The 26,131-nt window shown below is 29.8% G+C and carries 24 protein-coding genes; all 24 read right to left on the bottom strand.

Annotation, left to right across the window (positions count from 1 at the left end; all coding sequences use genetic code 11):
* Nucleotides 1-1,392: a sugar transferase gene (locus RB619_RS15740; RefSeq protein ID WP_374119723.1), complete on the bottom strand. Its 1,392-nt coding sequence runs from the start codon at nucleotides 1,390-1,392 to the stop codon at nucleotides 1-3.
* A gap of 73 nt (nucleotides 1,393-1,465) precedes the next feature.
* On the bottom strand, nucleotides 1,466-2,803 hold the full coding sequence (locus RB619_RS15735) for an O-antigen ligase family protein (RefSeq protein WP_308099152.1): 1,338 nt from the start codon (nucleotides 2,801-2,803) through the stop codon (nucleotides 1,466-1,468).
* A gap of 19 nt (nucleotides 2,804-2,822) precedes the next feature.
* Nucleotides 2,823-3,911 carry a glycosyltransferase gene (locus tag RB619_RS15730; protein WP_308099150.1) on the bottom strand — a complete coding sequence of 363 codons (1,089 nt, stop codon included), beginning with the start codon at nucleotides 3,909-3,911 and terminating at the stop codon, nucleotides 2,823-2,825.
* A gap of 3 nt (nucleotides 3,912-3,914) precedes the next feature.
* A complete protein-coding gene (locus RB619_RS15725; RefSeq protein WP_308099148.1) occupies nucleotides 3,915-5,030 on the bottom strand; it encodes a glycosyltransferase in 1,116 nt (371 codons plus the stop codon).
* 30 nt (nucleotides 5,031-5,060) lie between these two features.
* The gene (locus tag RB619_RS15720; protein WP_308099146.1) at nucleotides 5,061-5,990 is read right to left on the bottom strand and encodes a methyltransferase domain-containing protein; all 930 of its coding nucleotides are present in this window, start codon (nucleotides 5,988-5,990) and stop codon (nucleotides 5,061-5,063) included.
* An 8-nt stretch (nucleotides 5,991-5,998) separates the two neighbouring features.
* Nucleotides 5,999-6,985 (bottom strand): glycosyltransferase, encoded by a 987-nt coding sequence (locus RB619_RS15715; RefSeq protein WP_308099144.1) that lies wholly within the window; start codon nucleotides 6,983-6,985, stop codon nucleotides 5,999-6,001.
* 3 nt (nucleotides 6,986-6,988) lie between these two features.
* Entirely contained in the window at nucleotides 6,989-8,527 is a 1,539-nt protein-coding gene (locus RB619_RS15710; protein WP_308099142.1) for a glycosyltransferase family 2 protein, read from the bottom strand.
* A gap of 12 nt (nucleotides 8,528-8,539) precedes the next feature.
* Nucleotides 8,540-9,682, bottom strand: coding sequence for a glycosyltransferase family 4 protein (locus RB619_RS15705; protein WP_308099140.1), 1,143 nt, complete (start codon nucleotides 9,680-9,682; stop codon nucleotides 8,540-8,542).
* Between the two features lie 4 nt (nucleotides 9,683-9,686).
* Complete coding sequence (locus RB619_RS15700; protein ID WP_308099138.1) at nucleotides 9,687-10,568, bottom strand: hypothetical protein; 882 nt, start codon at nucleotides 10,566-10,568, stop codon at nucleotides 9,687-9,689.
* Nucleotides 10,568-12,001: an MBOAT family O-acyltransferase gene (locus RB619_RS15695; RefSeq protein WP_308099136.1), complete on the bottom strand. Its 1,434-nt coding sequence runs from the start codon at nucleotides 11,999-12,001 to the stop codon at nucleotides 10,568-10,570. Before RB619_RS15695 ends, RB619_RS15700 begins: the two co-directional genes overlap by 1 nt.
* A 28-nt stretch (nucleotides 12,002-12,029) precedes the next feature.
* Nucleotides 12,030-13,103, bottom strand: coding sequence for a glycosyltransferase family 4 protein (locus tag RB619_RS15690; protein ID WP_308099134.1), 1,074 nt, complete (start codon nucleotides 13,101-13,103; stop codon nucleotides 12,030-12,032).
* The gene (locus tag RB619_RS15685; protein ID WP_308099132.1) at nucleotides 13,096-14,493 is read right to left on the bottom strand and encodes a hypothetical protein; all 1,398 of its coding nucleotides are present in this window, start codon (nucleotides 14,491-14,493) and stop codon (nucleotides 13,096-13,098) included. Before RB619_RS15685 ends, RB619_RS15690 begins: the two co-directional genes overlap by 8 nt.
* 66 nt (nucleotides 14,494-14,559) lie before the next feature.
* Nucleotides 14,560-15,534, bottom strand: coding sequence for a glycosyltransferase family 10 domain-containing protein (locus RB619_RS15680; RefSeq protein ID WP_308099130.1), 975 nt, complete (start codon nucleotides 15,532-15,534; stop codon nucleotides 14,560-14,562).
* Nucleotides 15,535-15,646: 112 nt separating this feature from the next.
* A complete protein-coding gene (locus RB619_RS15675; protein ID WP_308099127.1) occupies nucleotides 15,647-16,555 on the bottom strand; it encodes an alpha-1,2-fucosyltransferase in 909 nt (302 codons plus the stop codon).
* Between the two features lie 2 nt (nucleotides 16,556-16,557).
* Nucleotides 16,558-17,322: a class I SAM-dependent methyltransferase gene (locus RB619_RS15670; RefSeq protein ID WP_308099125.1), complete on the bottom strand. Its 765-nt coding sequence runs from the start codon at nucleotides 17,320-17,322 to the stop codon at nucleotides 16,558-16,560.
* Between the two features lie 18 nt (nucleotides 17,323-17,340).
* On the bottom strand, nucleotides 17,341-18,480 hold the full coding sequence (gene neuC, locus RB619_RS15665; protein WP_308099123.1) for a UDP-N-acetylglucosamine 2-epimerase: 1,140 nt from the start codon (nucleotides 18,478-18,480) through the stop codon (nucleotides 17,341-17,343).
* Nucleotides 18,473-19,513: an N-acetylneuraminate synthase gene (gene neuB / locus RB619_RS15660; RefSeq protein ID WP_308099121.1), complete on the bottom strand. Its 1,041-nt coding sequence runs from the start codon at nucleotides 19,511-19,513 to the stop codon at nucleotides 18,473-18,475. The genes neuC and neuB overlap by 8 nt, the downstream gene beginning before the upstream one ends.
* A gap of 15 nt (nucleotides 19,514-19,528) precedes the next feature.
* On the bottom strand, nucleotides 19,529-20,197 hold the full coding sequence (locus tag RB619_RS15655; protein ID WP_308099119.1) for an acylneuraminate cytidylyltransferase family protein: 669 nt from the start codon (nucleotides 20,195-20,197) through the stop codon (nucleotides 19,529-19,531).
* A 59-nt stretch (nucleotides 20,198-20,256) separates the two neighbouring features.
* Nucleotides 20,257-21,075, bottom strand: coding sequence for a hypothetical protein (locus RB619_RS15650; protein ID WP_308099117.1), 819 nt, complete (start codon nucleotides 21,073-21,075; stop codon nucleotides 20,257-20,259).
* 35 nt (nucleotides 21,076-21,110) lie between these two features.
* Nucleotides 21,111-22,028: a glycosyltransferase gene (locus RB619_RS15645; RefSeq protein WP_308099115.1), complete on the bottom strand. Its 918-nt coding sequence runs from the start codon at nucleotides 22,026-22,028 to the stop codon at nucleotides 21,111-21,113.
* A complete protein-coding gene (locus RB619_RS15640; protein ID WP_308099113.1) occupies nucleotides 22,018-23,013 on the bottom strand; it encodes a glycosyltransferase family A protein in 996 nt (331 codons plus the stop codon). Before RB619_RS15640 ends, RB619_RS15645 begins: the two co-directional genes overlap by 11 nt.
* An 82-nt stretch (nucleotides 23,014-23,095) precedes the next feature.
* Entirely contained in the window at nucleotides 23,096-24,301 is a 1,206-nt protein-coding gene (locus RB619_RS15635; RefSeq protein ID WP_308099110.1) for a hypothetical protein, read from the bottom strand.
* Complete coding sequence (locus tag RB619_RS15630) at nucleotides 24,298-25,194, bottom strand: glycosyltransferase family A protein (RefSeq protein ID WP_308099108.1); 897 nt, start codon at nucleotides 25,192-25,194, stop codon at nucleotides 24,298-24,300. Before RB619_RS15630 ends, RB619_RS15635 begins: the two co-directional genes overlap by 4 nt.
* Nucleotides 25,195-25,210: 16 nt before the next feature.
* On the bottom strand, nucleotides 25,211-26,122 hold the full coding sequence (locus tag RB619_RS15625) for a glycosyltransferase family A protein (protein WP_308099106.1): 912 nt from the start codon (nucleotides 26,120-26,122) through the stop codon (nucleotides 25,211-25,213).
* Nucleotides 26,123-26,131 lie beyond the last annotated feature (9 nt).

The raw sequence follows: 26,131 nt of genomic DNA, 5'->3' as shown, positions 1-26,131 counted from the left end.
TTATTGTCCGCGATAAAAAAGAACCGTTGTAATTGTTTTGAAAGTGATACTTAAATCTAAAAAGATACTTCGGTGTTTGATGTAGTATAAATCATATTGAAGTTTTATCAAACTTTCATCAATTGATTCTCCATACGAATAATTTACCTGAGCCCAGCCCGTTAAACCTGGTTTTATAACATGACGCGTTTCATAAAAAGGCATTATTTTAGCAATTTCAGAAACGAAATAAGGACGCTCTGGTCTTGGGCCTATTACACCCATATCTCCCATTAGCACATTAAAAAACTGTGGCAATTCATCTAATCTGGATTTACGCATAAATTTTCCAAATGGCGTAACCCTTTTATCATTTGACTGTGCAAAAGGACCGTTGACATCGTTATTTTCAACCATTGTTCTGAACTTATAAATCTTAAAGATAACACCATTTTTGCCAACGCGTTCCTGCGTATAAAACAAGCTCCCTTTATTTGCTATAAGATTACCGATAAAAATAAATGGCATAAAAATGACGCAAAAAATCAAACCTATAAAAGACAGAACAAATTCTATTAAACGAATTAATATTAAATATAATTTATTGCTGTTACTGCGACTAAACGGGAAAAAACGATAAAAATCACGTTCAATATAATGTACCGGAATTCGCTGTGTTTTATTTTCATACACATGCGTATATTCTTTTATAATATTACCCGATTCTAATAAGTGAAGTAATTGCTGATAAAGATCAGCCGTAATTCCGTCTGTTTTTTGAGCCGCGATGACAATTTCAGAAACGTTATGATGAACCACAAAGTCTTCTAAATCTTGCTTCTTAATCTCTTTTACATAATTAAACTCGTTGCTTTCAACAGAAACTGAATCTGAATTCACAAAACCAATTATAGTGTAATGTGGATCAACATTTTCAAGGCCTAGAACCAATTCTTCTACCTGATCCTGATCACATATCAAAACCACATTCTGAGAAAATCGATGTGAAGCTAAGAAAATGGCATAAAAAAAACGCCAAACCAGCATGGAGCCAAGAACTGTAAAGTAGAAAACCAAAATAACTAAACGTTTTTTCGGAAGTTCGGGCGATAAGATTGGAGTAAATAAATAAAGTATTATTGCTGCGGTGACCGCTAAAATAACGCTTCGAAGTATTTGAAACTGATTACTAGCGATCTGGAGATTATACATTTCGAAAATTGCTCCAAAAATAATTATATAAGCAATAAGCAAAATTGGTCTGAAATAATAATGGAAATCTAAAACATAATACCGGTTATCAAATAGAAAATGTAATACGTATAAACCTGTAAAAATAAAAACGGCATCAAAAATATGCAATAGTATTTTCCTTTCCGAAATCTCGAAATGCATTTTTTTATTAATCATAATCAGTCGTAAGTTTTAAAGTTTGGGGACTTTTTCTTAGACACAAATGTATTATAAAAAATCACAATTCACTGTCTTAATTCTCAGCTTTTTCCGGAATCGTAATTCGCACTGAAAGCAATGATAAAGCATAAATAAATGCTGGAGCAGCAGTTCGCATTGCGGCATGATTTATGGTCAGTAGCCAAAAGATAAAAAATGATAAGAAATACAAATGTTGCCGATTATTGAAGTAGAAAACAAAAGGCGTTATCAATAATATTAAAAGCCCAAAGATCCCGAACAAACCATGCTCAGCAAACATTCTTGTAACTTCATTGTGAGAAGCAATTTCATATCCCAAAGATTCTTTTCTGACTTTTTTACCCAATCCTGCACCTGCCCCAAAAATAGGAGACTCTAGAAATAACTTAAATTCTGCATTAATAATCTCTTCGCGGCCTCCTAACCTATCTTTCTTAGCTCTTCCTAAAGCATCTTCATTTGCATATCTTTTACCTATAAGTCCAGAAGTCTGAAGAGAACTGTAAGTCCAAATCCCAATACCCATCAAAAAAGTAAGCATCATTACAAAACCAAGTTTAGCCTTATTTTTGGCAGTGGAATAAAAATACATTAACAAGAGAAATGAAACAATCATTGCAACCGCAGTTATTATTCCGCCCCTAGAAAAAGTCACTACCCCCCTATAACTAAGAAAAAGAAATAAAAACCCATTTAGAAATAACATTTGTTTTGATTTTGAAAACAAAACCAATTGCGAAAAAAATATAAACATGCCTAAGCCCAAAATTGTTGAAACTTGATTTGGGCCAAAACCACCAGAAGTTGCAAAATTAGACTGAGTACTTTTAACCACATCTTGAACGCTAGGGTTATATAAAAACAAATAAACAGTCATAGAAATAATTGGCAATCCCATTGTAACCATTATATTTTGCAATTGTTCAAATAAAATTTTTCTCTTAAACATATAGATAGCACTGATTGCTAAGCAAACTGGTCCCGATAAATTAAAAAACAGTACTTTTCTAATATCAATGTCAAAATATTCGGTATTCGCAGTAATTAAAATCCCAGGTATTAGAAGGAGCAGAAAAAAACAGTAAATAATGGAATTTTTAGAAAAGTTACTATATATCATTCCTAAAAACATGAAGAACATAACTAGGTATTTTACATATTCATTGCTGAAATTTCCCCCTGTCATTCTCAAAAAAACCTCAGCTCCAACAAGGTAACTTGCAACATAAAGCACTTCATTATTTTTATTTTTTGTTCGAAAGACAATAAAAGTGCCAGTTACTGGAATTAAAAGTGCATAAATTTTAGACAAAAATGGCTCAACGAAAACCGCTAATGCAATCGATGCATGAATTAAAATAAGGTAGGTGTATGAAAATTTTGTTTTCATTAATTTTTTATAAATTTACTTAAAGAGCACAACCCAACCAGCGATCTAATTTTAAGAGATATCTATCAATAATGATTTTTTCGCTATAATTCTCACTAATTTTACAATATAATCTTAAACCAAGTTCCTTTCTCCAGATTTTGTCAGAAATTAAATTTTCGATCGCAATTGTGAATCCATTCAGATCAGACGATTGTATTATAATTCCATCTTCACCAGAAATAACAATATTTGGTATTTCTCCAACATCAGTTACTACTACAGGCAATTTATTTAATCCGTACTCTAAAAGCGCCAAAGGGAGGCCTTCTGACAATGAGGGCAATACAGCAATATCGCATTGTTGTAATGCAGAACCAATATTATTTATCGCTCCGTAAAAGAAAACGTTCTCCTGAAGTTTCAAATTTCTTACTTTTTGAAGCAAATGTGTAGCATATAAATCCTCAAAATTTTTACCAAATAAATGAAAACTCCAATCGGGAAATTTATTTTTTAAGACAGCAGCTGCATCTACGATTAAATTGTGATTTTTTTGCGGACGCAAATTTGCCACGCATATGATTCTTTTACCTTCTTCCCCTTTTAATGTCACTGTTTCGTTTGAATCACAGGAATCCTCAATAAAATTTGGAAGATAAATACTATTTGAACAAAATAAATAGGATTTCGCCCAATATCTCAGTTCCGAATTTACTGCAATAATTCCGAGAAAAAAATAAGAGAAAAATTTTAAAACCAGATTTTTCCTAGAAACCAGATCTTGTGAGATTCCGTAATGATCATGCCAAACAATTTTAACGTTCGGTAATGTAAATTTCACTAAAACAGCTGCAAAAAATGAAGAACTATGAGCATGAATTATATCAATTTTATTCTCTATTAGATATTTTCTCAATTTTCTGATTGCTTGAAAATCGATTACTTTTCTTTTTTTTAAAAAATTATACGAAACCCTTTCATCTATTTGAGCTAAGAGCAACCCTTCGCTTCTTGTTGCGATTAAGCCTGAAAACGTAATCTTTTTTACTAAGGCATTGGCATAATTGACAGCCATCCGTTCTGCACCTCCAGGTTCTAAAGTGTCAATTAGTTGTACAATTCTCATTTTTTATACTAAATTTTTAATTTCTTTTTCAAAAAGATCTGTTGTATAAATCTGAGACCATTCTTGAGCCAATTTACTTTTACTCACAAAAAAGTCATTACTTTTAAGAACAGAATCAATCTTTACCGAATCATCTTTTAAATTCATATCTAGTAAGATACCGCTATTTCCGTAATCAAGCATAAAGGGCACACACGACACTTTTGTGGCAATAGGAATGCATCCCCAAAACATTCCCTCGGCGATAGCTTTTGGCCAGCCTTCACTTTTAGATGGTAGTATTACAAAATGGCTTTCTTGATAGGCTTTTTTAACTATTTCTTTACTCTGATTTCCATGTAAAAAAATATGATTCTTCAAATTATTCTCTTTGATGTAAGCTTCTAAATGACTTCTTTCAATTCCATCTCCATAAAGATCTAAAACCACATTTTTGTCTTTCTTAATTAATTTGTGAATCAATTTTATAGCATAAAGAGGATTTTTTCCAGATACTAAACTTCCGACAAAAATAAAACGAATAGTGATATCAAGCTTTTGTTTAGAAACATTTTCTTTTTCAGATTCAGAATAAGTAGCTGTAAAAAAAGGTTTGATATTTTTAGATTGATTTTTCCAATTCCCATAAACTAAAACTTGCATATTACGAGTTAAAAATGAATTACTAAGAATCCATTTTTGCAAACGATAACTTAAAGGCTGTTTACTTTCGGGATCCCAATTGCCTGCATATTTAGCTGTTTTCTTTTTACTTGGAAAAAAGATCTGTGCCACACATCCTAGTAAACCAACATTTCCTGGACAACGCAGATGAATGTGATCTGACTGTTTCATAGCGCAGAAAATTGTCCAAAAAACGATTGGTAACTTATATATTGCCCCCAGTATGTTTAAAAAATTAGTGATATTAAAATCAGGAATTTGTTTAAAATCAATACTTTTAAGACTGTAAAAATCATCAATTTCTGTTATATTCTTTTTTTGCGATAATGGAGCAACGATAACTAATTCGTCGACATATTGTAGCCAAATGTTCATTTCGCGCACATAAGGAGAATATCCAAAATATTTGTCATCTTCTTTTTTATGCACAACATGTGTTATAATTGTAAATTTCATTAATAGTATTCTAAAATTTTTAAAATGCCGTTATTTTTTCAAATCATAAAACTCTTTTAATAAATCTTTAGAGCTTCTCTTTACAATATCTTTCTTAAATGTAAAAGCATACCCTTTTGGCATAGAAACACTTCTTCTGTTTAGAATTCCTTGTTTTTTGTCTAAATATTTCATCCATCCAAAAAGTAATCTTGTAACAAATAACCAAGCACTTCTAACAATCTTTTTTGAACTAAGGTTTACAAAATAATTGGAAATTGTAACGGCGACATTAGAAGCACTACCTTCTGTTAACTCTGCTTTTACAACTTCACATTCAGGAAAAAGGCTTCTCATTCCTGTAAAGGTAAATCTAAAAAAATCGTATGGTTCTGCATGATAAGGAAAGCTCTGAGGCGCTTCAATTTGAAGTAATCCGCCCGTTTTAGTTACTCTTTGTAACTCAGAGCAGAACTTCCAAGGATTGATCGTGTGTTCTATAACTTGTGCTGCCAAAACTGCATCAAAAGAATTATTGCCGAAAGGAATAAAATGACCGTCAAAAATAAAATCAGGATTAAATTGATTATGAACATCTGATGTAAACACTTCATGATTATGAAAGATCTTTTTATAGTAATTCACTTTTTCTCCTGCACCTAATATTAGTATCTTACCTCCTTCATCAATTAATTGTCCAAACACTTCATATCTCTTTTCTAAATTAAAATCTGTACAAAGAGATGGAAGCAATTTTCTTCTAATATAATTTTTAAATCTAGAAGTATCTAATTGAGAACGATCCTGAGTGGTAGCTTTTGAATTAACAATATCCTGTGTACTAAAAATAGAGTCTGCACCAAATAAAATTGGAATTCCATTATGAATCGGCAGTTTCGAATCATCCTCAAAAACATAAAAATTAGTATTTACTTCTTTTAATTTAGAGTGAGAATCAGGATGTATAATATTTTCAAACATTAGTTATTTTATTTTCTTATTAAAACTTGAAACCAGCCTACCACTCTTCCTAGTGATTCAGTAAAAGCTTCCTTTCTCTTTTTACTCGTAAAGACATTACAAAATCTTAGGAATATCAAAAGTAAAGTTATTAAATGCCATTTTAACCGATCTATTACTACTGGTTGTGCGTTTTTTACGTGCCAAACATACCAACCATTTTTCACTACCATTTTTCCATAACTATATTTATTTGGTCTTCCTGAAAGGGCATGAAAATGATTTAACTTGACATTTGTATTAATTACATTTTTCCCAAATTGCAAGGCTCTTAAACTAAAATCTGCATCTTCGTACAAACTATAGCCGTCAAAGAACTTAGAAAATTTAATTTTTTCAACTATTTCTTTTCTAAAAGACATCGACATGCCAATAAGCAAATCTACATTATAAGTTTTTCCTGTTTGAGGAAATGCTGGTGGTTTAGCATGAGAGTAAAGTGGCATTCTTCCAGGTTCTAGATTAGATCCCAAACCTAGATAATTTCTCACTAGATTTCTTAAGCTTTCACGATAAAAGTATTCTTCAAACAAATAAAATTTCTTTTTGTTATAATATTTGTTCTTGTCTTGAAGCTTCCATTTATTTTCGTTAATCGCAACACCTCCAACACCAACAACATTGCTATCAGCTTGAAATGATTTTATAATTTCTTCAAAATATTTTTGTTCTAAAACAGTATCATCATCTAAAAAACAAACAATTTCTGAACTTGAATCTAATTTCGATATTCCGAAATTTCGTTGCCTGGTCAAACCACGATTTTCCTCTGAGACTAAAAAATAATTTAGATTTTGAAAATGTTTTTGCTTTAAGACATTTTCTGTTTCCAAATCTTTCGATCCATCAATTATTAAAATCTCGTTTGGATATAAACTTTGTTGTTGAACCGATTCCAGTAATGCTAGTAACGATTCTGGTCGCATATAGGTACATATAACTAATGAAAAAATCATGTTTTATTTATATCTAATTCCTAGATTATTTAATTTTTTTGCATAAAAAAGTGATTTCTTGAATTGCAGATTTTTATATGGAAGCCGTAAAAATCGATATAAAAAGCCTTTTTTTGAACCTTTGAAAAGATAAAGAAAAAAGTGTTTATGTTTATATTCGACTACTTGTTGCGTTTCAAAATGCTTAACAATTCCATACATAACGGTAGGACTTGGCACGGGACGAATAAACTTTACAGGATTATCTAATTCCCACGGTTGCGTTTTTCTTTTCTTACCTATAATTTTAGCTTGATTGCCCCAAAATCGATAACCTCCTACTGGTGGTTTTAAGTGCAGGTTAGCTGAGAAAGGGTTATGAATAACAATTTGCCCTAACTTGAATAATGATAACCCAAAATCGCTGTCTTCTCCATAACCTCCATCAAAATTAATATCATTACCTATTAATTTTTTAACATATTCTGATTTAGCACAAGAATTTGCATTGCTAAAATTACCACTGGCTCCAACTTTCCATCTACTTTTATCTACTTTTTTCAGTTTTTTCTTTAGATCTGTCAAATTTTGTTGCTGATTATCTGCAAGTATATCTAAGCCATTGCATGCACCCGCTTTATAAGTCTGCAGAATTTTTATATGATTTTCTATAAAATTTGGAAATACTCGAATATCATCATCTCCAAACACAATATAATCACCTGTACACAATTCAATAGCCTCATTTCTGGCTCTGCAGCTTCCTTTAGTTTCCTGCCATTTAACAATTAGTTCAAAAGGAAAATCTTGCTTTTGATATAACTTTTCATCTCTTGCATTTGCTGGAGTTGCATCAACAATAACAACTTGAGAAAGTGGATAAGTCTGGACTGCTAAATCTTGTAATAATTTTAAAGTAAACTCCTGACGCATCATCGTAGGAATAATATAACTTACTGTTGGTTGTCCCTCGATTGGTAATAACGTACGAGGTTTAATCAAAGGCTTTTTAGCTGATAAATTGAAATTTTTCTTTGCATAAAATAGAGCATTCCATTCTTTCCATTTCCAAAATCCTTTTCTGTATAACATAAAAACAGAATGATCCATTTTGAAATTCTTCCTGAAGAAAACGTATCTATCTTTTGCTGATATATTAATTTCTTCTTTTTGATTAATATCAAAAAGCCCTTTTATATATAGAGGTACCGCAGCTGAATTTCGTAACGCATTATATCCAAAATCTAATGCTTGCAATTGAATATTTTGATATTCAGAATCAAAACCTTGTAGCTGTTCCCAAACAGATTTACGAACCGCAAATTGATTTGGATTGACTCTCCAGCTTACACATTCATCAAGATTATCAAAATCATTAATAAAAATAAAAAAAATGGCAGTCTGATACACTAATTCTGGAAAAGCATTTTTATATCCCTGCTCAAATGAACTGTGCCAAATATCTCCCGCTCCTAAAATCAAGGCATCTAATTTTTCAAAATTAGGCTTGCCGTTGTAAAGTATAATTTCTCCGGTACTTGCAATAAACTCCTTTAGTATCATTTTTAATATGAATTATACTTTCACTTTTTTATAAAACTCTATATTTCTCTTTGCCAAAACATTAATATCAAAAGCTTCTTCAACTTTTTTTCTTGCTGCTTTTCCTGTTTCAAAACAAAGTTCCTTGTTGTTTAAAAACTCCATTATTCTTTGAGCATACAAATCATGATCTTTTGGATAAACCAAAAAGCCATTTTCTCCTTCACTAATCATTTCAGAAGCCCAGCCAATGTTTGATGCGACAATTGCCTTTTCCATTGCCATCGCTTCTAACCAAGAAACTGGAAAAGCCTCAGCAAAAGATGGAAAAACACATATTTTTGATTCTTGAATTTTTTGCTTTATTTCATGATATGGGACACTTCCAAGATATTCGACATTTTTTAATGCTTGTTCAGAAAAAAGTTTTTGCATCATTTGCCATGTTGATGCATTTCCAGATATAATATCTGGAACATCATTACCTACTAAAATCAACTTTGCATCTGGTTTTTTTTTGATAACCTTATTAAAAATCAAAGGCAATTCTAAAAGTCCTTTTTTCCGAATAAGGCTTCCAAAGTATAGAATATTTTCGCATTTATCATTATACTTGCTATTCCGAAACAATTGAAAATCAATAGGATTTGGAATAATTTCAAATTTTTTATTGAAACCAAAAATAGAATTTGTTACATCAGCTGTAAACTGACTCACAGATAGTAAGGCGTCTGCATTTTTCAAAGCCCTTTTTTCATGAAACTTATTTATCCATTTTACAGGACGATTATCTAAATGACAAAAATAAGTATCAGAACCATTTAACCTAATTATTAATGGACATTTATTAGGCTTAATAAAAGAGGTAATTCCTGTCCAATCAGGCGCTTCAACTATATCAATTTCTTTATTAAGATATAATGTATTAATTATTCTTTCAAGCTTTTTTCTGGTAAACCACCAAGATAATCCTTTTACTTTAATGTTTTTAATCTGCTGAATTAAAATGCCATTATCATCAAAAAAATTATCTTCTTTTTGACCATAAACAAGAACTCGTACTGAAACTCCTTGAGCTAAAAGACCAATTGCTAAATTTTTGATACTTGTGCCAATGCCCCCTGAATTACCAGTTTGGGCATGTGGATATTCTGGCGTCAAAAAAGCTATCTTCATGTTTTTATTTTTGGAAAAAATCTTTTAAAATTCTGGCTGTAAATAATTTTGCTCCAGTATCTGTCATATGCCCACAGGATGAAAAATATTTATCCTCAACAACAACATTTTCGTAATTATGAATTTCCGGATATGCTTTTTTTACCTTTTCAAAATAATCCATCCCTGCAACGTTTTCGCACATTGGAGTCATGACAGCAATAAAATTAATGTGATTTGCTTTGCAAATGTTTTTTATTTCTTCGTAATACTTATTCTGAGGAAGTAGATTTAAATTAATTATATTATTTTTCATATTACCATTTTTATTTTTTTGCAAAGGGTAATATCCTAAATTATCTAGTTTATTAGTTTTTTTATGAATTACTGTGAAAAACGTCTCTCGAACACCAATTTTTGTTTCATATTTAATATATCGATAAAATGGAATATAATATAATTGATTGAAATTTTCTTGTCCTGAAAAATGCTCTTTAATGATATTCGAGTTATGAATATAAGGCAGAAAAAGAGCTGAAATACCATCAGCCATATGCTCGCTAGCCAAATTTAAATCGGCCTCAAGAATTACATTTTTAATTGTATATTTTCTTTCAATCATTAATTTCAACATTAATGACGCCTCAAATAAATGTCCACCACTCATTCCGTAATTGAAAGTTTTTAATCCTTTATCTTCAAACATTTGTGATACAAAATGATTGTTTGCTCTTGAAGAACCTAAAATAACAACATCATACTTTTGTGCATTTGAATTAAAAACAGTTTCAATTTTCCCTCTATTTTTAGATTGGAGAAAGATATACGTATAAAGTCCATCTAATGCTACAGAAATGAGAATAACTAAAGCTGAAATTTTTGCTATATAAATTAAAAAATTCTTCATTAAAACTGAAAATATATAAATTCTTTGTAATCTGAAAAGGTTCCGAAAGCCATTATTGCTATTATTGCTAAAGCGATCTTCAATAAACTTCTTTTCCCTGAAAGAGGTTCTTCCTTATTTCGATTATTCCATTCGATGAGTAAAAACAAACCAATCAATCCCAATAGTTCATAACTGTATCGTTCGTTTTCTAAATATTGAAAGCTAAGATCTCTATTTGAAAAAATTCGTTTTATATACAAAACGGCATCAGTTATTGTTTTAGCTCTAAAAAATATCCAAGCCGCACAAGTCAGTAAAAAAGTATATAAAATACTCATTACAACTTTGACAGAATCAAAATCAAATTTTAATTCAATAGCATCCATGTTATTTCGGTTGCTGTTGGATAAAAGCAAAGGCAGAAAATAAACTGCATTTATGAATCCCCAAACTACATACGTCCAATTTGCTCCATGCCAAAATCCACTTACAAGGAAAATGATAAATGTATTTCTGATTTTCATCCAAAGTCCGCCTTTGCTTCCGCCCAGTGGAATATATAAATAATCGCGAAACCAAGACGAAAGTGAAATGTGCCAGCGACGCCAAAACTCGGCAATATCTCTCGAAAAATAAGGATAATTGAAATTTCGCAATAAATCTAAACCAAAGAGTTTTGAAACTCCTAAAGCGATATCGGAGTAACCTGAAAAATCTCCATAAATCTGAAATGCAAAATAAACAGCACCTAGAATTAATGAAAATGAATTCATCGACGTATAATTATCAAAAATAGCGTTTGCATAAGTTGCGCAAGTATCAGCAATAACTACTTTTTTCACCAAACCCCAAATAATTTGATAAACACCTTCTTTTGCAGTTTGAAAATTGAATTCTCTCTTTACTTTTAGTTGAGGCAACAAATGTGTAGCTCTTTCAATTGGACCAGCTACTAAAAGAGGAAAATAACTGACAAACAAAGAATAATCGACAAAATTATATTCGGCTTTAATTCTTTTGTAATAAATATCTATAACATATGAAAGTCCGTGAAAAGTATAGAATGAAATTCCAACTGGCAGAATAACTTTTAATAAAATTGGACTTGCCTTAAACCCAACTATACTTAATAGATCTGAAAATGAAGCCGCAAAAAAGTTATAGTATTTAAAAATTCCTAAAAATCCGAGATTTACTATGATACTTAGCCAAAACCAAAATTTACGGCTGTTTTCAGATTTCCCTTTTTCGATTTGGATTCCTGTATAGTAATCAAGAAATGTTGAGAAAACAAGCAAAAACAAAAATCTCCAATCCCAGCAGGAATAAAAATAATAACTGGCTATAATTAATAAAGCATTTTGTGTGCTTTTGGTTTTATTAAAGACAAACCAATACAAGAAAAAAACGATTGGCAGGAAAATAGCAAATGCTAATGAGTTAAAAAACATTTATGTATTTGTAAAATTGTAAACTTATCTATTTGTAAAGCAGTTCAAAATGGTCTTTTACCATTTTCGGCAAAGAAAAGGAATTGCAAATTAATTCCCTCGTATTAATCGATATCTTTTTGTTTCCTAAATAAATATCTTCAAGAATTTGAGCCAAGGCCTTTGTATCTTTTGCTTCAAACATATATCCGTTTTTGGCATTCTTTATAACCTCTGCATTTCCTCCAACATTAGTAGTTATTACAGGAACATTCGCTGCCAAGCTTTCTAAGATTGATAAACTGAAACATTCCATGTGCGTAGGTTGCACCATATAATCATAATGAAAAAAAATCTCATTCAAATTGGGTTTGCTCCCTTTAAAATCAAAGCAATTTTGAAGTGAATGTTGTTCAATTTTTTCTAACAGTTCATTCTTATAAGGACCATCTCCATAAATATCAATCTTAATTTCTTCTTTTATTTTATCTGGAAGAAACGAAACAGATTCGATTAAATCTTGTATTCCTTTTGATTCTCTAATGTGTGAGGCTACTAAAAAAGTTGGTTTAAAAGCATTTCTATTCTCTCGAACTACAATTTTATCTATAATTACTCCATTATAAATTGTTTTAGTTTTAGATTTTAAATGTGAGCCAAAATCTTTTAAAATTTCATTTACAGTATAATCAGAAACACCGACAAAGAGATTTATATATTTTGAAAAAAGTGATCCCTTTAGTTTTTTATTTATTCTTTTCTTTAATGCATATCCATTTAAAGGCCTAGGATTATGATCAACAGTAATAATTTCTGCTTCTGAAAATTGCTTTACTTTTTTAAAAAATGGCGTACACAACTCAACAAAATGAGTAATAACATAGGTGTACTTAGGTTTGTTTTGTTCGAGAAAAGTTAGAAAATTGTTTTCTACATTCGGTCCCGAGGCATAAATATTCAACTCTGAATAATTCCCGTGGTTTGACCTATTGGGGAAAAACCAATCAATTTCAATATTATTTTCTTTACATTTTTTATCAAAGCTCCAAAAAAAATGATCCATTCCTCCAACTCGTTCTGGAAGAAGTACATAATTACAGATAATTGCTATTTTCTTACTCATTGAATTTTGCTAGAGTTGAAGCAATTCTTTTGCTTGTTCCTTGAAGACTTTGTCCGATTTGCAAATTAATCATTTCAATTCTTTCCTGTTTTCTTTCCTCAGGATTATTCAAAGCCTTATTAATTTGATCAACAAGTTTCCTTTTATCTTTGGCAATTGTAACAGCATTTCCGTCAATTACTTTTTTATAATGATCATAATTTAAAAATCGCTGATCATTATATAAACCATTTTCAAGATTTCCAAAAACAGTATTAATTACAGGTTTATCAAAAAGCATGAAATCCAAACTCATCGTAGAACACATATTAATGCTAAGATCTGAATTTTCTAACAGTGCTCTCAAATCCATGATATCTTCTTGGCTTGGAATTCTCTGAGACCAGCTTTCTTGATGATTTTCTCTTGTTAAAACCCATTTTGGTACATTCCAAATAATTTCTGGAAATTCGTCACGTAGTATTTTAAACCTGCTGTCATCCTCTGCAGGAGAAGTTCTGACCAAAAGCTGCACATCAAATTTAATTTCATTATTTCGAATAGCCTCAGCAATAGTTCTAATCACTATAGGATCATTTGGTCCAATAGAAACATCGGCACAACTATAACAAATTATTTTTTTACTCTTATCTAACCCAAATTTACTTAAGAAACTTTCTTTTGAAGATTTATATTCATCTAAAACATAAGGCTCAAATTGTGGCGTCCCAACAATTTGTACATCTTGTTCTTTTGTATTTGAATAAAAATAAAGCAACTCTTCTTTCATTAATTTACTCCAAACCAAAAACTTGTCAAAAGTACCCAGCATTCTTCCTTTTGAAGCTAAATTATCCCAACTAAAAATAAAAGTACTCGTTGGAATTTTTGATTTAATCGCAGCATATAAAAAAGGAGCCAAATACGGAGGTCGTTGATGGGTAAAAAATAATTGCGAAGGAGTGTCTGTTTTTAATAATTCAATATATTCTTTTGTAATTCTATTTTTGGAAAAAGATAAAAACTGAAGCTTTTCGGCAAATAACATACTTGAATTACCATTAATGTATTTTGTAAAAAGATATATTCCCTTTATTAATAAAGATCGAAGAGAATTGTTTTTAGGATAACCCGAAACGAGATTATCATTCATTCCATAAAATTTTTTATTTTTTTGCAAATGAGCAATTTCTTTCCATTTTCTAAAGGCCCAAGTTGCTTTTCCTTCTTTAAAAACAGCAAGTTCCTTAATTTCAAGTTTTGGATTATTTAAATCTGGATAACAACTTTCAGACAAGCCAGAATAGATAATAATTTTATCAAACTGACTTACTGCTTCTGCAAGAAAATCACTCATGACAAAATTTCTAAATCCGACACCATCGGTTATTACGATTCCTAATTTTTTCATTTTATTTTCTACTATATAATCTCGTTTCGATATAAATCTATTTATCAAATTTTGAAAATCTTATTATTAGAATTTACTTCCTACTTTATCCATTATCTTTAATGCTTGCTTTTGGATCGCGACACTAAGCGGATAATTATCAAAATAAGCATTTCCTCCTTTAAAAGAAATCAATTCTTTTTCTGAAGATAAATTGTTTCCTTTTGCTAATTCAAATGATTTTATCTGATTGCATAGAAAAGGAAACAATTGATATTCATTTAAAATTAATTGTCTTGCTTTTGAAATTGCATCCAAATTTTCCTCCCATTTATTAGACTTCGTAATTTCTTTTAAAAATAATTTAATATGCTTGTCATTAGGATCTATTTGAATGTAAGAATTTGCAGGGAAAAAATTTTCTATTTTATTGCATCCAAAGTACAAAGGCATTGTATAACTTAAAAAACAATCTGCTATTTTTTCAGTCCAATAAAAATCGTTTTGAAAATTTTCATAAGCAATTGCATATTTGGATTTACTTAAAACATCCCATTTATCTTGAATTGGCTGAATTCCTCTCCCGTATAAATGCACAAAAGGCTCTAATTTAATTTCATCCAAAAATTTCATTCGGGCTTTATGTCCTTTCGATGTTCTTTGATTACTTGTAATCCAGGCTATACTATTTTCTTTGCATAAGGTTTCGACATTTAGTTCGCTTAAAAAATCGAAATCTTTGTTAATATGCCATGGTAATGCGCCATGGGAGAGAATATTATTTTTTTTAATATCCAATTGATTGAAAATCCACTTTACATTTTTATTAGCATATTGCCTGTATTTGGAAAATTCATTTGGCGGTTCTAAACAAAGATGTAAAATATTATTTTTATTAACCTTAATAGTGAAATCTTCTTTTGGATAATCAAGAATTACTAGATAATCGCATTCATCAATTTTCTCTTCTGTAAAAATAATATCACCCCATTTCATAGAACAATTTGGTGTCTGTCTTTTATAGTCTGGGGCATTAAAATATCGTTCTATTTTTACTAACATTTAATATTCTTAAAATCTTACTGATGGTTAAAGGTCAAGGTATTCTATTTTCGAAAACATTCAAAATTTTCAAGTCTGAAATCACTATTATCCGTCTTTACTTTTTATAAATCTATTTGTTATAATTTATAAGCTTTTTGATTCTTTTTTTTAATGACTTTTTATTTTTTTTATAAATGTATTTTACTCTTTGAACTGCATTATATAAAAAACCATAAATTTTTAATTTTAAATATTTATTAGGCAAATCATATTTAGTATCATCATGTGAAATCCATCGATTTGGAAAATAATCAGATTCATCATATTTTTTTGAATATTCATTGTCAAATATTTGAACTGGCCGAATTATTTTTGTTTCTTTTTTTTCGCCTAACCAAGCCAGCCACCAAGAAAAAGTCGAATTACTTATTACATAATTATCCAATTTAGAACCTAAACAAAGCTGTTCTAGCGGATTCAAATTTTCAAGAAAAAAAACATTAGGAAGAAACGAAAAATGCTTTTTACAGTAACTTATATTATCACTTGTAAAAACAATATTGTATTCTTCTAAATTTTCAAAATGATAAATCAACGCTGTCAAATAAAAATGATAAGACAATTGAAAATAATTGGGATTATTTACAAAATCTCCTCTTCTGACACTAACTAAAATGGTCTTTTTGGAAAATAAAAATTTATACTTTTCGATTAAATCATTTTCAAATTGACTGTTAAATTGAAATGCTTCCTTTATTTTAGATTCTACAAAATATTTTTCACTTTGCAACCACCCAAATAAATCATAATTCCCATCAATTAATTCCCATTCATAGTAATTAAACTTATATTCTTTTACTTGAATCCAATCTTCAATATCGGAACAAGCATTAAAATTAAATTTAAAATATTCTGAGAATTGCCATTTTGGAAAACAATATTCATGATTATTGTTTTCTGCAATTCCAATAGTTGATGCAATTTGGAACAATTGATTCCCTAAATTTCCTTTTTTACCAAGATTAGAAAACGTAATCATTCTTATTTAAACTGATTGTTTCTTAATTTATTAGACGGTTCATTATTATCTCCTTTATAAATAAATATCATATTGTGATAAAAGTGCATCGAAATTATATGCTTATCATAATACGACTTTTTGTAACCTGGCAATAAAAACTCTTCGTTATTTAAGCAATCTATCAACGATTTAAAATAATGATAAATTGTTCCTTTTGTATTAAAATCTTCAGAATTCCCTCCATATTCTTCCCAATAAGAAGTCTGGGTGTCTTCAATTACATAAATTCCTCCTTTTTTTAATTTAGGAAATAGAAATTCAAATGATTTAATTACATGCTCATTAATATGGCTTCCGTCATCAATTATTAAATCAAACTCACCTACTTGCTCACAAATTGCGCCTAATACTTTTTCATCGACTTGACTTCCTTTAAAAATCTGAATTCGGCTTTCCTGCAGAAATGATTTATCAAAAATGTCTAATGAAAATATTTTAGCAAAAGGAAAAAAAGACTTCCACATTCGAAGTGATTCTCCTCCTAAAATAGGGTTTTCATAACCTCCTACTCCAATTTCAAAAAACTTGATTTTTTTAAATTTATATGGCCTAAAATGTTTTTGATAATGCTGTGTATAAAAATGATATCTGTTTTTATCTGTTTTATGAATAGTCGCTAATTTGTCTAAATCAAACATATAGAAAAAAGCTTTTATACTTCTCCATTTAAATCTGATTTTTAAACGAGTTTCATAAGTTGTATATTTTTTGAACAAATTTTTCATAAGTAGTTTTTGTTGAAATCAAATTCCTAGATCTCTAAATTGTTTTTGATGATTTAACTTCCATATCGCCTCTTTTTGAAGACATTTTAAAAACAAGTCATTACTGTTCCCTTCGCCAAAATCATCTTGAATAATTTGTACTTTATGAGAATCAATTATGGAAAGTGATCGATCAATTCCCTTTTCAGAATAATCTGTGTTTATAATATCAGCATGAAGTGCTCTATTTTGCTGACGCGTTCCGATATTGATAATCGGAATTCCATAATAAGGAGCTTCTCTTATTCCAGCACTACTGTTTCCAATAATAAACTGGCTATTTTTTAATAAAGTCAGAAAATATTCAAACCTAAGAGAAGGAAAAATTCTAAATCTTGAGTTCCCTTTTAATTTCTCATAAGCTTCAATAATATATTGGCTTCCTAGATCATTATTTGGAAAAATAACAATGTAATTATGATTGTCTCGCAATAGTGAAGAAACGAAAGCCTCAGCAAATTGCTTCATATTTTTAATTTCAGTTGTAACAGGATGAAACATAACAATTGCATACTTTTCAAAATCTATTTTGTAATACGATTTTGCCGTAGCCAAGTCTGGCAATTGATCAGAAAACATAATATCAATATCAGGCGATCCAATTTCAAAAACAGATTCTTTTATTTCACCCATTTGAATAAGCCTTTTTGCTGCCAGTTTATTTGACACAAAATGTATATGGCTCAATTTACTCACACTATGACGAATTAGCTCATCAACAGTTCCCGAAATTTCGCCTCCCTCAATATGTGATACTAAAATGTTATTTAAAGAACCTACAATTGCTCCTGCTAACGTTTCAACTCGGTCGCCATGCACTACAATCATATCGGGATTTATCTCTTTACAATAATTTGATAATCCTTCAATGGTTTTAGCCAAAGTCAAATCCATTGTTGTTTCGTGCGTATGATTTTTAAACGTAATTACATTTTTAAAATTACAACGCTCAATTTCTATTAAAGTATATCCATAGATTTCCTGCAGATGCATTCCGGTTACAAATACAAAAACTTCAAATTCTGGCTGACTTTCCAAAATTGAAATTAATGATTTTATTTTTCCAAAATCAGCCCGTGTTCCGGTTAGGAAAAGAATTTTTTTTGTTGAATTACTCAAAATCTGAAAAGTCTAATTGCTCATCATTTTCAATATTTCTTGTGGCAGTTTTGCCTAAAATATCTTCAAATTTTTCGGCAAGAATTTTACCCGTCCCTGGGCGTTTAACCCAGATGTTTTCTTTTGTAAAAACCTCGCCTTTTTTAATTGAAGCAATGCTACAAACGGTAGCAAAAGCAAAATCAATTGTTACTTGTTCTTCTAAGGCTGGCTTTTTAGTTCCGCCACGCATTAAGGCAATTTCAGCACTTGAAATAATTAATTCCTGACATGCCTTTTCGTCCATACTGCAAACGATATCTGGACCTGTTCGTTGCATATGATCTGTAAAATGTCTTTCTAAAATACTTGCCCCAAGAGCCACAGCACCTAGACAAGCATTATTATTTAAAGTATGATCACTTAATCCGAAAACTTTATCAGGAAAAGCTTCGTGCAATTCAGTCATCGCGCCATAACGCACCAAATGTATTGGAGTAGGATATAAATTTGTAGTATGCAAAAGTGCTACTGGAATATTATGTTTGTCAAAAACAGCAACTGCTTTTTGAACACTTTCGATTGTATTCATTCCTGTACTTAAAATAACAGGTTTTCCAAAAGAAGCGATGTGTTCTAATAAAGGATAATTATTACATTCACCTGAGCCAATTTTATAAGCTGGAATATCAAATTTCTTTAGTCTTTCAGCAGCTGCACGTGAAAACGGTGTCGAAATAAAAATCATGCCTTGACTTTCGACATAATTTTTAAGGTCTAATTCCTCAGTTTCATTTAAGGAACAGCGCTCCATAATTTCATATATAGAAACATCTGCATTTCCTGGAATCACTTTTTTGGCTGCGCCAGACATTTCGTCTTCCACAATATGCGTTTGGTGTTTGACAACCTCAACGCCTGCTCTTTTTGCAGCATCAACCATTTCTTTAGCTACTTTTAAAGAGCCTTCGTGATTAATTCCTATTTCGGCAATAACTAAGGGCGGAAAATCTGGTCCAATTTTTCGACCTGCAATTTCTATATATGGGTTCATAAAGTAGGTTATGAATTAGGGTTTTATATGTTTTTGGAATAAATATTCAGCATACTCAAAATCTTCTTGAGTATCGATATCTACGCTGGCAAAAATATGATTAATCTCGAATGGAAAAGCATTTTCTGAAATAATTATATCATCAAAAATCAATTTGGATTTAGTGATATAAAGCAATCCGTTTTCATAAAATATTGGCTCTAAATCTTGGCTTCTTTGTCCAACTTTATAATTAAATGGAATAAATTTATTCTTTTCTATTTTTCCAAATTTTTGATGGTTCTGTGAAACTGTAAATAAACTTTCACAATTTTGAGATTTAAACAAATTAAATGCTTCTTTAAGCAAATCTTCCTGTCTTAAAGGATTTGTGGGTTGCAGTAAAATTACATTTTCAACCTCATCTTCAATTTGTTCCAAAACATTCTTCAACGCAGAAATTGTCGGTTCTAAATCTCCAGAAATGCTCTCGGGTCTGTTTATGACTTTTGCTCCAAATTCTATCGCAATTTTTTTAATCTCTTCATCATCGGTAGAAACATAAATTTCATCAATTATATCGCTATTTGCTTTAGCATATAAAATACTATGTGCAACAATTGGAATTCCTGCCAATGGAAGAATATTTTTAAAAGGGAGTCGTTTTGAACCACCTCGAGCTGGTATAATTGCAATCGTTTTCATATCAAAATTTTAAACTTGATAAATTTCTCATTTTTATGATCAAAGATTTTTTTTAATTCCTAATTTGAAATCAATCCAATTTTAACTAATCTAAGTCTTGTATTCTTTTTAAATCTTCTAAATCTATTTTTAAGTGGAAACAATTTATCTTTATAAATTTTAACTGGTTGTGATCCATAATTTTTATTCTCAAATTCTTCAAATACTCTATCTATTCTAGCTGTATGCCTACCTCGCAAATCTCCATATTCGCGTGAAAACCAAGTGTGATATACCAACGGCTGATGATTTAAATCATAAACTACATTTGTTATTTGGTCATCAGAAAAAGGCAAATCAACATCTAAGAACAACATCTTTTTATTTTTCCTTTTTAACCAAAGATAAAAACAATAATAAGGTTCGCTCATACTCATTTTGTCATAAGGGTACTTCAAATTAGACAAATCATCATCGAATTCATTTTCTATAATGTAATGGTTTTTAAGCATTTCTTTTTCATCCCATATTTTTTTCAACTCTTTAAAATTAATGATTGAAAAAAAAGGATTCATTACATAAGGATTGCCCGAACGCTCGGGTAAAGCACCGCCATCTCTCACTCCTGATATTATATAATCATTAGTTTTCATATAATCTATCAATGGATAAATCAAATCTGGCTTTACAAATAGCGCGTCCTCATCCATCAAAACTAGCCAATCAATATCTTTCTTCTTGAACACCTTCATCATGAATTTGATGCTGAAAATCCCAAACATCCCATTTCTTCCATCAAAAACATATGATTCAATATTCGAAGGATATAACGAGGAACTTTTTGCGTATAATTTAAAATTATTAACTGTAGATAATATTGCTACTTTAGAACTCTTCATTGTCTTATTTTTTTTTTATATACTCTTGTATAAAATTATTTTATTTTAGGTTGCCAGTATATTTTTGTTTCATTAATTTTTTGATATTCCCTATATTCCTTCATCGATAAACGATTCGCATTTTTAACAATTCTAGGAATTGAAAACAGCACATCAAACATTGCTAATAAAATTGCCTTTAATGCTTTAAAGTCTCCTTTAAAAACTTTCAATTTAAGTTGCATCCAAACTGAAAAAGCTAATTTTCTTGGAATTAATTGAATTGGAAAAAACAAAAAATACAAATACCAGCCCGAGCGCAAAGAACGTCGCAATCGAATACCATAATCAGCATTTTTCTTTCTTGATTTTACATCAACCCTGTGATTTACTAAAATTTCAGGCAAATAATGGATTTCCCATTTCTTTTTAAACAATTGAAATGCTGCGAAATCTTCTTCCCCATAAAAAACAAACCACTCAGGGTAATCAGCAACATCAATCCAAGCATTCATATTCCAAATATGGCCACAACCAACAAAACTTCTCGAACGTTCAGGTTTTTCATTTGCAAATATTTCATTTGGCGGGTTTAAACCCCAAAATATTCTACAAGTTATAACACCACATTTTTGATTAGAAACAAAATAATTTTCTATATTTTCAAGCACATTCTCAGATAAAAAATGAGCATCATCATCTAATGAAATTGCGTATTTTGCTTTAGTGAGATTTAACATCTGATTACGGCAATAAATCAATCCTTTAGAAACCTCATTTCTTAATAAAATAATGTTAGGAAAATTTTCTGCAATAAATACACTTGTTTCATCAGTAGAACCATCATCAAAAACAATACATTCTAAATCATTTCTAACAAAAAAATACTGAATTTTATCTAAAGTAAATTTTAGATCCGAAAGTCTATTTTTGGTAGTAATTTGTAAAGAAAAAACTATTTTACTATTTGTCATAAAAAAAAGAAAATAGTTTTTTCAAGAGCTTTTTTTTCAAACCATATACCTTATTATCTAATTTTGAATTAAACAAATCATCTGATGATATGGGAACATTAAATTTGCTTTTCGAAGTTAGAGTATTTTCTATATTTTTTTGCTGTATATCAATCATCCAATCTTCGACTTTATTGCCAATATGAAATGCATAATTATTAAAAGTTGCTAGACGAAGCTTTCCAGATTTATCAATAGGGACATCTACATAATTATGCTCTGAATTTCCTCCGACAAGAGTCAAGGAAGGATTTGACGGAGAAGTTGTAAATAAAATATCACGATCTATAGTCAACACCTGATGCGCACTACCAATTATAGCCTTAATTTTATTATGCTCAACTACTGGCCATTTTAAGTTTTTATCAGTATCTAAATCCCAATTGATGCTTGATAAAAATTTATTGAAATTTTTAAAATTTTCTGGTATTTCAATAAATTTTACTTTTATTTTCTTTAAAATAATATATTTTAACACAGAACTTGTTCCAGCATATAAGCCTGTTCTAACAGGTATAGGAGATACTGAACCAACGTTTGGAAATACAGAAAAAATTTCCTCTACTTTCTCCTGCCATCCATTGCTGAACAAAATATCCGCATCTGTAAGGGTAATAAGTTTTTCTCTCGCCCCTCTAGCAGCTCCTATTTGTGCATCAATTTTTCCGATATTTAAATTATGTGAAATAAGTGTATCTATCTTTTTTTCTTTAAAATATTGCCCTAAAAGATCTGACACTTTTTCATATGAACCATTATTAATTACTGTAATTGCAACATGAGAATTTACAGTCGCTATTAAAGAATCTAAGCTTAACTTAAAAACACTTAATGAATCTTTGTAGAATCCTTCTTCATTAGGAATATATACCACAATAACAATTCTGTGATTGGTGTTTAATATCACTTTTCTTTCCTCCTTTTGAGGATTCATTCCTATTCTCATAATTTATTATTATTTTTTTAACCCAAGAGATACTTATATCTAACAGCTGATAAACTCTTTTATGTTTTAAAACCAATTATATTTAAGCTTTCAAGACTTGGTCTAATTGCTTTTTAAAATTATTGTCTGAAAAATAGTCTCCAAAAGGCTGAAATTTTTCATTCGAAATCATTCGATTATCAATTAATAATTTTAGTTTTTCTTTGATTTCTTTGACATCGTGCATATTTGCAATACATCTTTCATCGGTAATAATATCTTTTAATTCACTTTTTTCTGGTGATATAGATAAAAGAGGTTTTTCGTATGCCGCTAAAAAAGGGGCCTTACCAACTAAAATATTACAATACAAAGGCCCGTTTTCTAAAATTATCACAATATCGCTCTCGTAAATTTGTTCGTGAGATGAATTTGAAAAATTAAACATATCTAGAATTTTAATATTAGATATATTTTTAAATTGATCGTTCAACTTTTTTACTCCGTCGCCTTTGATCCTTAAAACAAATTCAGTCTGTTCTTTATATTTAGGATTTTCATTAATTAAATTCTCATAAGCTAATAACAAATTTTCCACATTTCGGCCAAACATCAATGCTCCATGATAAGAAATTGCTACTTTTTTAGTTTTTTTTCGCGATTGAGTAATGTCCGATAAATCAAAAACTGAAGCATCAAATTGATGCGCCAAGGTATAAAATTTCTTTTTCGAAGCGTACAAATGTTGTAGATCATGCGACATATACTGGGCAGAACTTGAGCAAGTTTTTGCTTCTGAAACTACTTCCATCATTCGTTTAAGTCTGAACAATTCTAAATTTGAAAAATCAGTTTTCGATCCAACATACCAAGATAAAGGATAAGGATCATGAAAAATTATATTTGCTTTTTGCAAAATTGGCAAATTATGTGTGGCCAATATCATTTCGTGATCTATTCCTGCACTTCTTATAAAAATATGATCATAAGCAGTATAATCAATTTCAGCAATTATCTTTGCATATTGCTTTTGAACATAACGTTCATTTAATGACACGTGAAACAATCTCCAATAAAAACGATTTATTAAAATAGTATTAAATGGAATTTTTGTATTTACAATATACTTTTCTATTTTATCAACTGGCAATAAATGCAATTGATCATCAGTATCAGTGTGAATAATGTAAACTACATCTATAATAGCTGTTGGGTAGATTCTTCGCAACTTGGCTATAAAAGAACGCGAAACGATCCCTTCACTAGTTCCCACAATTCTTAAATCCTGCGCTATTACCAAAAATTTCATACTATGCTTTTTTTTATTTTCAAACTTAAAACTAAAAACCGTTTATATCTAAAAAACTTAAAATATAATAAAAAAAGCTGAAGCCAATGCTTAGTATTCCTTTTGTTATTTAAGAGAGTCTTTTCTATATTATCAAAAAGTAAATTTATCTCCGATGAAGAAAATTGAGTACTATAATTATATAATAAATAATAATAAAACTGAAAAGTTGCGCAATTTTTAATTACATCATCATCTTTTTTACTTGTAATATTTAGACCGCTTAATCTAAAATAAACTAATGCATCATTAATAGTAAAAATCTGTCTCCATTTTGAGAACTCTAAAACTGCCAGTAAATCACTATGCCACGCTAAAGGAAAATCTTTAAATTGTATACTTTCAACCAATTCCTTTTTAAAAATATATTCACTCAAAGAGCTTCTGGTTCCTCCTTTAAATTTTCTTATTAAAAAATCCGCAGCTTTTTCTGCTTTAGGGTGCTGATGCACTTTTGAAATTGGCAAACCATTTTCATCAATAACTTGAGTCGAAAATCGCACTACAGAAGTATCAGTATATTGTATTTCTGATAAATTATTATAAAATGAATCAACACAATTGCTTTCTAAAACATCATCATCTCCTAGGATCATTACCCATTCCTCTTCATTACAAAGATTCAGACATCTATTCCATTGTTGTACTAAAGATTTACCTCCTAAATTTTGTTCGAATCGTTGATAAATAAAATCGAACTCATTTTTATATTTTTCTATTATTTTTTTTGGATCATTAGGACTTGCATCATCTCCAATATAAACTTTAAATTGCTTACTGGTTTGATTAGCTAAAGATTGTAAGGTAGCTTCAAAGAAATTGATTTTATAATAAGGGATGACTATAGCCAGCATAGATTGAGCTAAATTGTTATTTAGATTTCAATTTCAAAATAAAAGGGAAAATTTTTCTCGATAAGGGCAATAGACCAAAAATTTTTAAGCCTTTCTTTACAAATAATCCAGTTTGATAAGTATTCGATTCTTTATAATCCTTGATTCTTTTTTTAGATTGTGAACTAGACTTAAAATACCTTTTAATTAATACTAATGTTAATTGTTGGAATTCATTCTCAGTTAAAAAATTTCTAAAATAGTCGTATGCTTTCAAGTTATCATCAAGAGTATCTTTCATTGTTCTGCTGTATAAATTCATCCGATAAAAAGAAAGCGATTCATCAATAAATTTTATCTTCGGATTTTCTTTAAACACATTCACCCAGAAAACCCAATCTTCCTGTGCGGTCATATGCTCTGGAAAACGAATATTTTCCAGAAGTTTTTTTTCTATCAAAGCAGTCTGTATTGGAATTGAAAAACTTTCATTCCATTCATAAATTAGATTATCATAGGTAAATAAAGATTCTTTTAATTTACAAAATGCAGCTATAGGCTTTTGAACATTGTTAGTAAACATTTTAAAGTTCGTAAAAACAATTTCTAAATTATTATTCAGAATAGCATTCAATGATAATTCTAATTTATTATTAGATATCAAGTCATCTGAATCAAGAAATTGTATGTAGTCGCCTTTTGCATTTTGTAACCCCAAATTTCGTGCACTACTTACACCTCCATTTTTTTTAAAAAAATATTTGAATCGACTATCTTTTTGAACCCATTTTTGTGCTATTTCTGCAGAAAGATCGGTACTTTCGTCATTTATAACAAGACATTCCCAATTTTCATACGTTTGTATAAAAACTGAGTTTAATGTCTCATCTAAAAACATTGCCTGATTATAACAGGGAATAATTACAGAAATTAATTTATCTTTAGTCATAGAATATTA

Source organism: Flavobacterium sp. LHD-80, assembly GCF_030929605.1.
In the GTDB taxonomy this organism is placed as follows: Bacteria; Bacteroidota; Bacteroidia; order Flavobacteriales; family Flavobacteriaceae; genus Flavobacterium.
The sequence above is the reverse complement of the archived record's forward strand: the minus strand, read 5'-3'. Positions and strand labels throughout refer to the sequence as shown.

Coding starts and splice junctions, on each gene's coding strand:
- RB619_RS15695 (WP_308099136.1), bottom strand. CDS start 12,001: ATGTTTTTTAACTCATTAGCATTTGCTATTTTCCTGCCAATCGTTTTT.
- RB619_RS15700 (WP_308099138.1), bottom strand. CDS start 10,568: ATGAAGAATTTTTTAATTTATATAGCAAAAATTTCAGCTTTAGTTATT.
- RB619_RS15640 (WP_308099113.1), bottom strand. CDS start 23,013: ATGAGAATAGGAATGAATCCTCAAAAGGAGGAAAGAAAAGTGATATTA.
- RB619_RS15715 (WP_308099144.1), bottom strand. CDS start 6,985: ATGATTTTTTCATTAGTTATATGTACCTATATGCGACCAGAATCGTTA.
- neuB (WP_308099121.1), bottom strand. CDS start 19,513: ATGAACCCATATATAGAAATTGCAGGTCGAAAAATTGGACCAGATTTT.
- RB619_RS15705 (WP_308099140.1), bottom strand. CDS start 9,682: ATGAAGATAGCTTTTTTGACGCCAGAATATCCACATGCCCAAACTGGT.
- RB619_RS15635 (WP_308099110.1), bottom strand. CDS start 24,301: ATGAAATTTTTGGTAATAGCGCAGGATTTAAGAATTGTGGGAACTAGT.
- RB619_RS15630 (WP_308099108.1), bottom strand. CDS start 25,194: ATGCTGGCTATAGTCATCCCTTATTATAAAATCAATTTCTTTGAAGCT.
- RB619_RS15710 (WP_308099142.1), bottom strand. CDS start 8,527: ATGATACTAAAGGAGTTTATTGCAAGTACCGGAGAAATTATACTTTAC.
- RB619_RS15685 (WP_308099132.1), bottom strand. CDS start 14,493: ATGAAAAAATTAGGAATCGTAATAACCGATGGTGTCGGATTTAGAAAT.
- RB619_RS15690 (WP_308099134.1), bottom strand. CDS start 13,103: ATGAGTAAGAAAATAGCAATTATCTGTAATTATGTACTTCTTCCAGAA.
- RB619_RS15675 (WP_308099127.1), bottom strand. CDS start 16,555: ATGATTACGTTTTCTAATCTTGGTAAAAAAGGAAATTTAGGGAATCAA.
- RB619_RS15650 (WP_308099117.1), bottom strand. CDS start 21,075: ATGAAGAGTTCTAAAGTAGCAATATTATCTACAGTTAATAATTTTAAA.
- RB619_RS15670 (WP_308099125.1), bottom strand. CDS start 17,322: ATGAAAAATTTGTTCAAAAAATATACAACTTATGAAACTCGTTTAAAA.
- RB619_RS15625 (WP_308099106.1), bottom strand. CDS start 26,122: ATGACTAAAGATAAATTAATTTCTGTAATTATTCCCTGTTATAATCAG.
- RB619_RS15730 (WP_308099150.1), bottom strand. CDS start 3,911: ATGAGAATTGTACAACTAATTGACACTTTAGAACCTGGAGGTGCAGAA.
- RB619_RS15655 (WP_308099119.1), bottom strand. CDS start 20,197: ATGAAAACGATTGCAATTATACCAGCTCGAGGTGGTTCAAAACGACTC.
- RB619_RS15725 (WP_308099148.1), bottom strand. CDS start 5,030: ATGAAATTTACAATTATAACACATGTTGTGCATAAAAAAGAAGATGAC.
- RB619_RS15720 (WP_308099146.1), bottom strand. CDS start 5,990: ATGTTTGAAAATATTATACATCCTGATTCTCACTCTAAATTAAAAGAA.
- RB619_RS15645 (WP_308099115.1), bottom strand. CDS start 22,028: ATGACAAATAGTAAAATAGTTTTTTCTTTACAAATTACTACCAAAAAT.
- RB619_RS15680 (WP_308099130.1), bottom strand. CDS start 15,534: ATGTTAGTAAAAATAGAACGATATTTTAATGCCCCAGACTATAAAAGA.
- RB619_RS15735 (WP_308099152.1), bottom strand. CDS start 2,803: ATGAAAACAAAATTTTCATACACCTACCTTATTTTAATTCATGCATCG.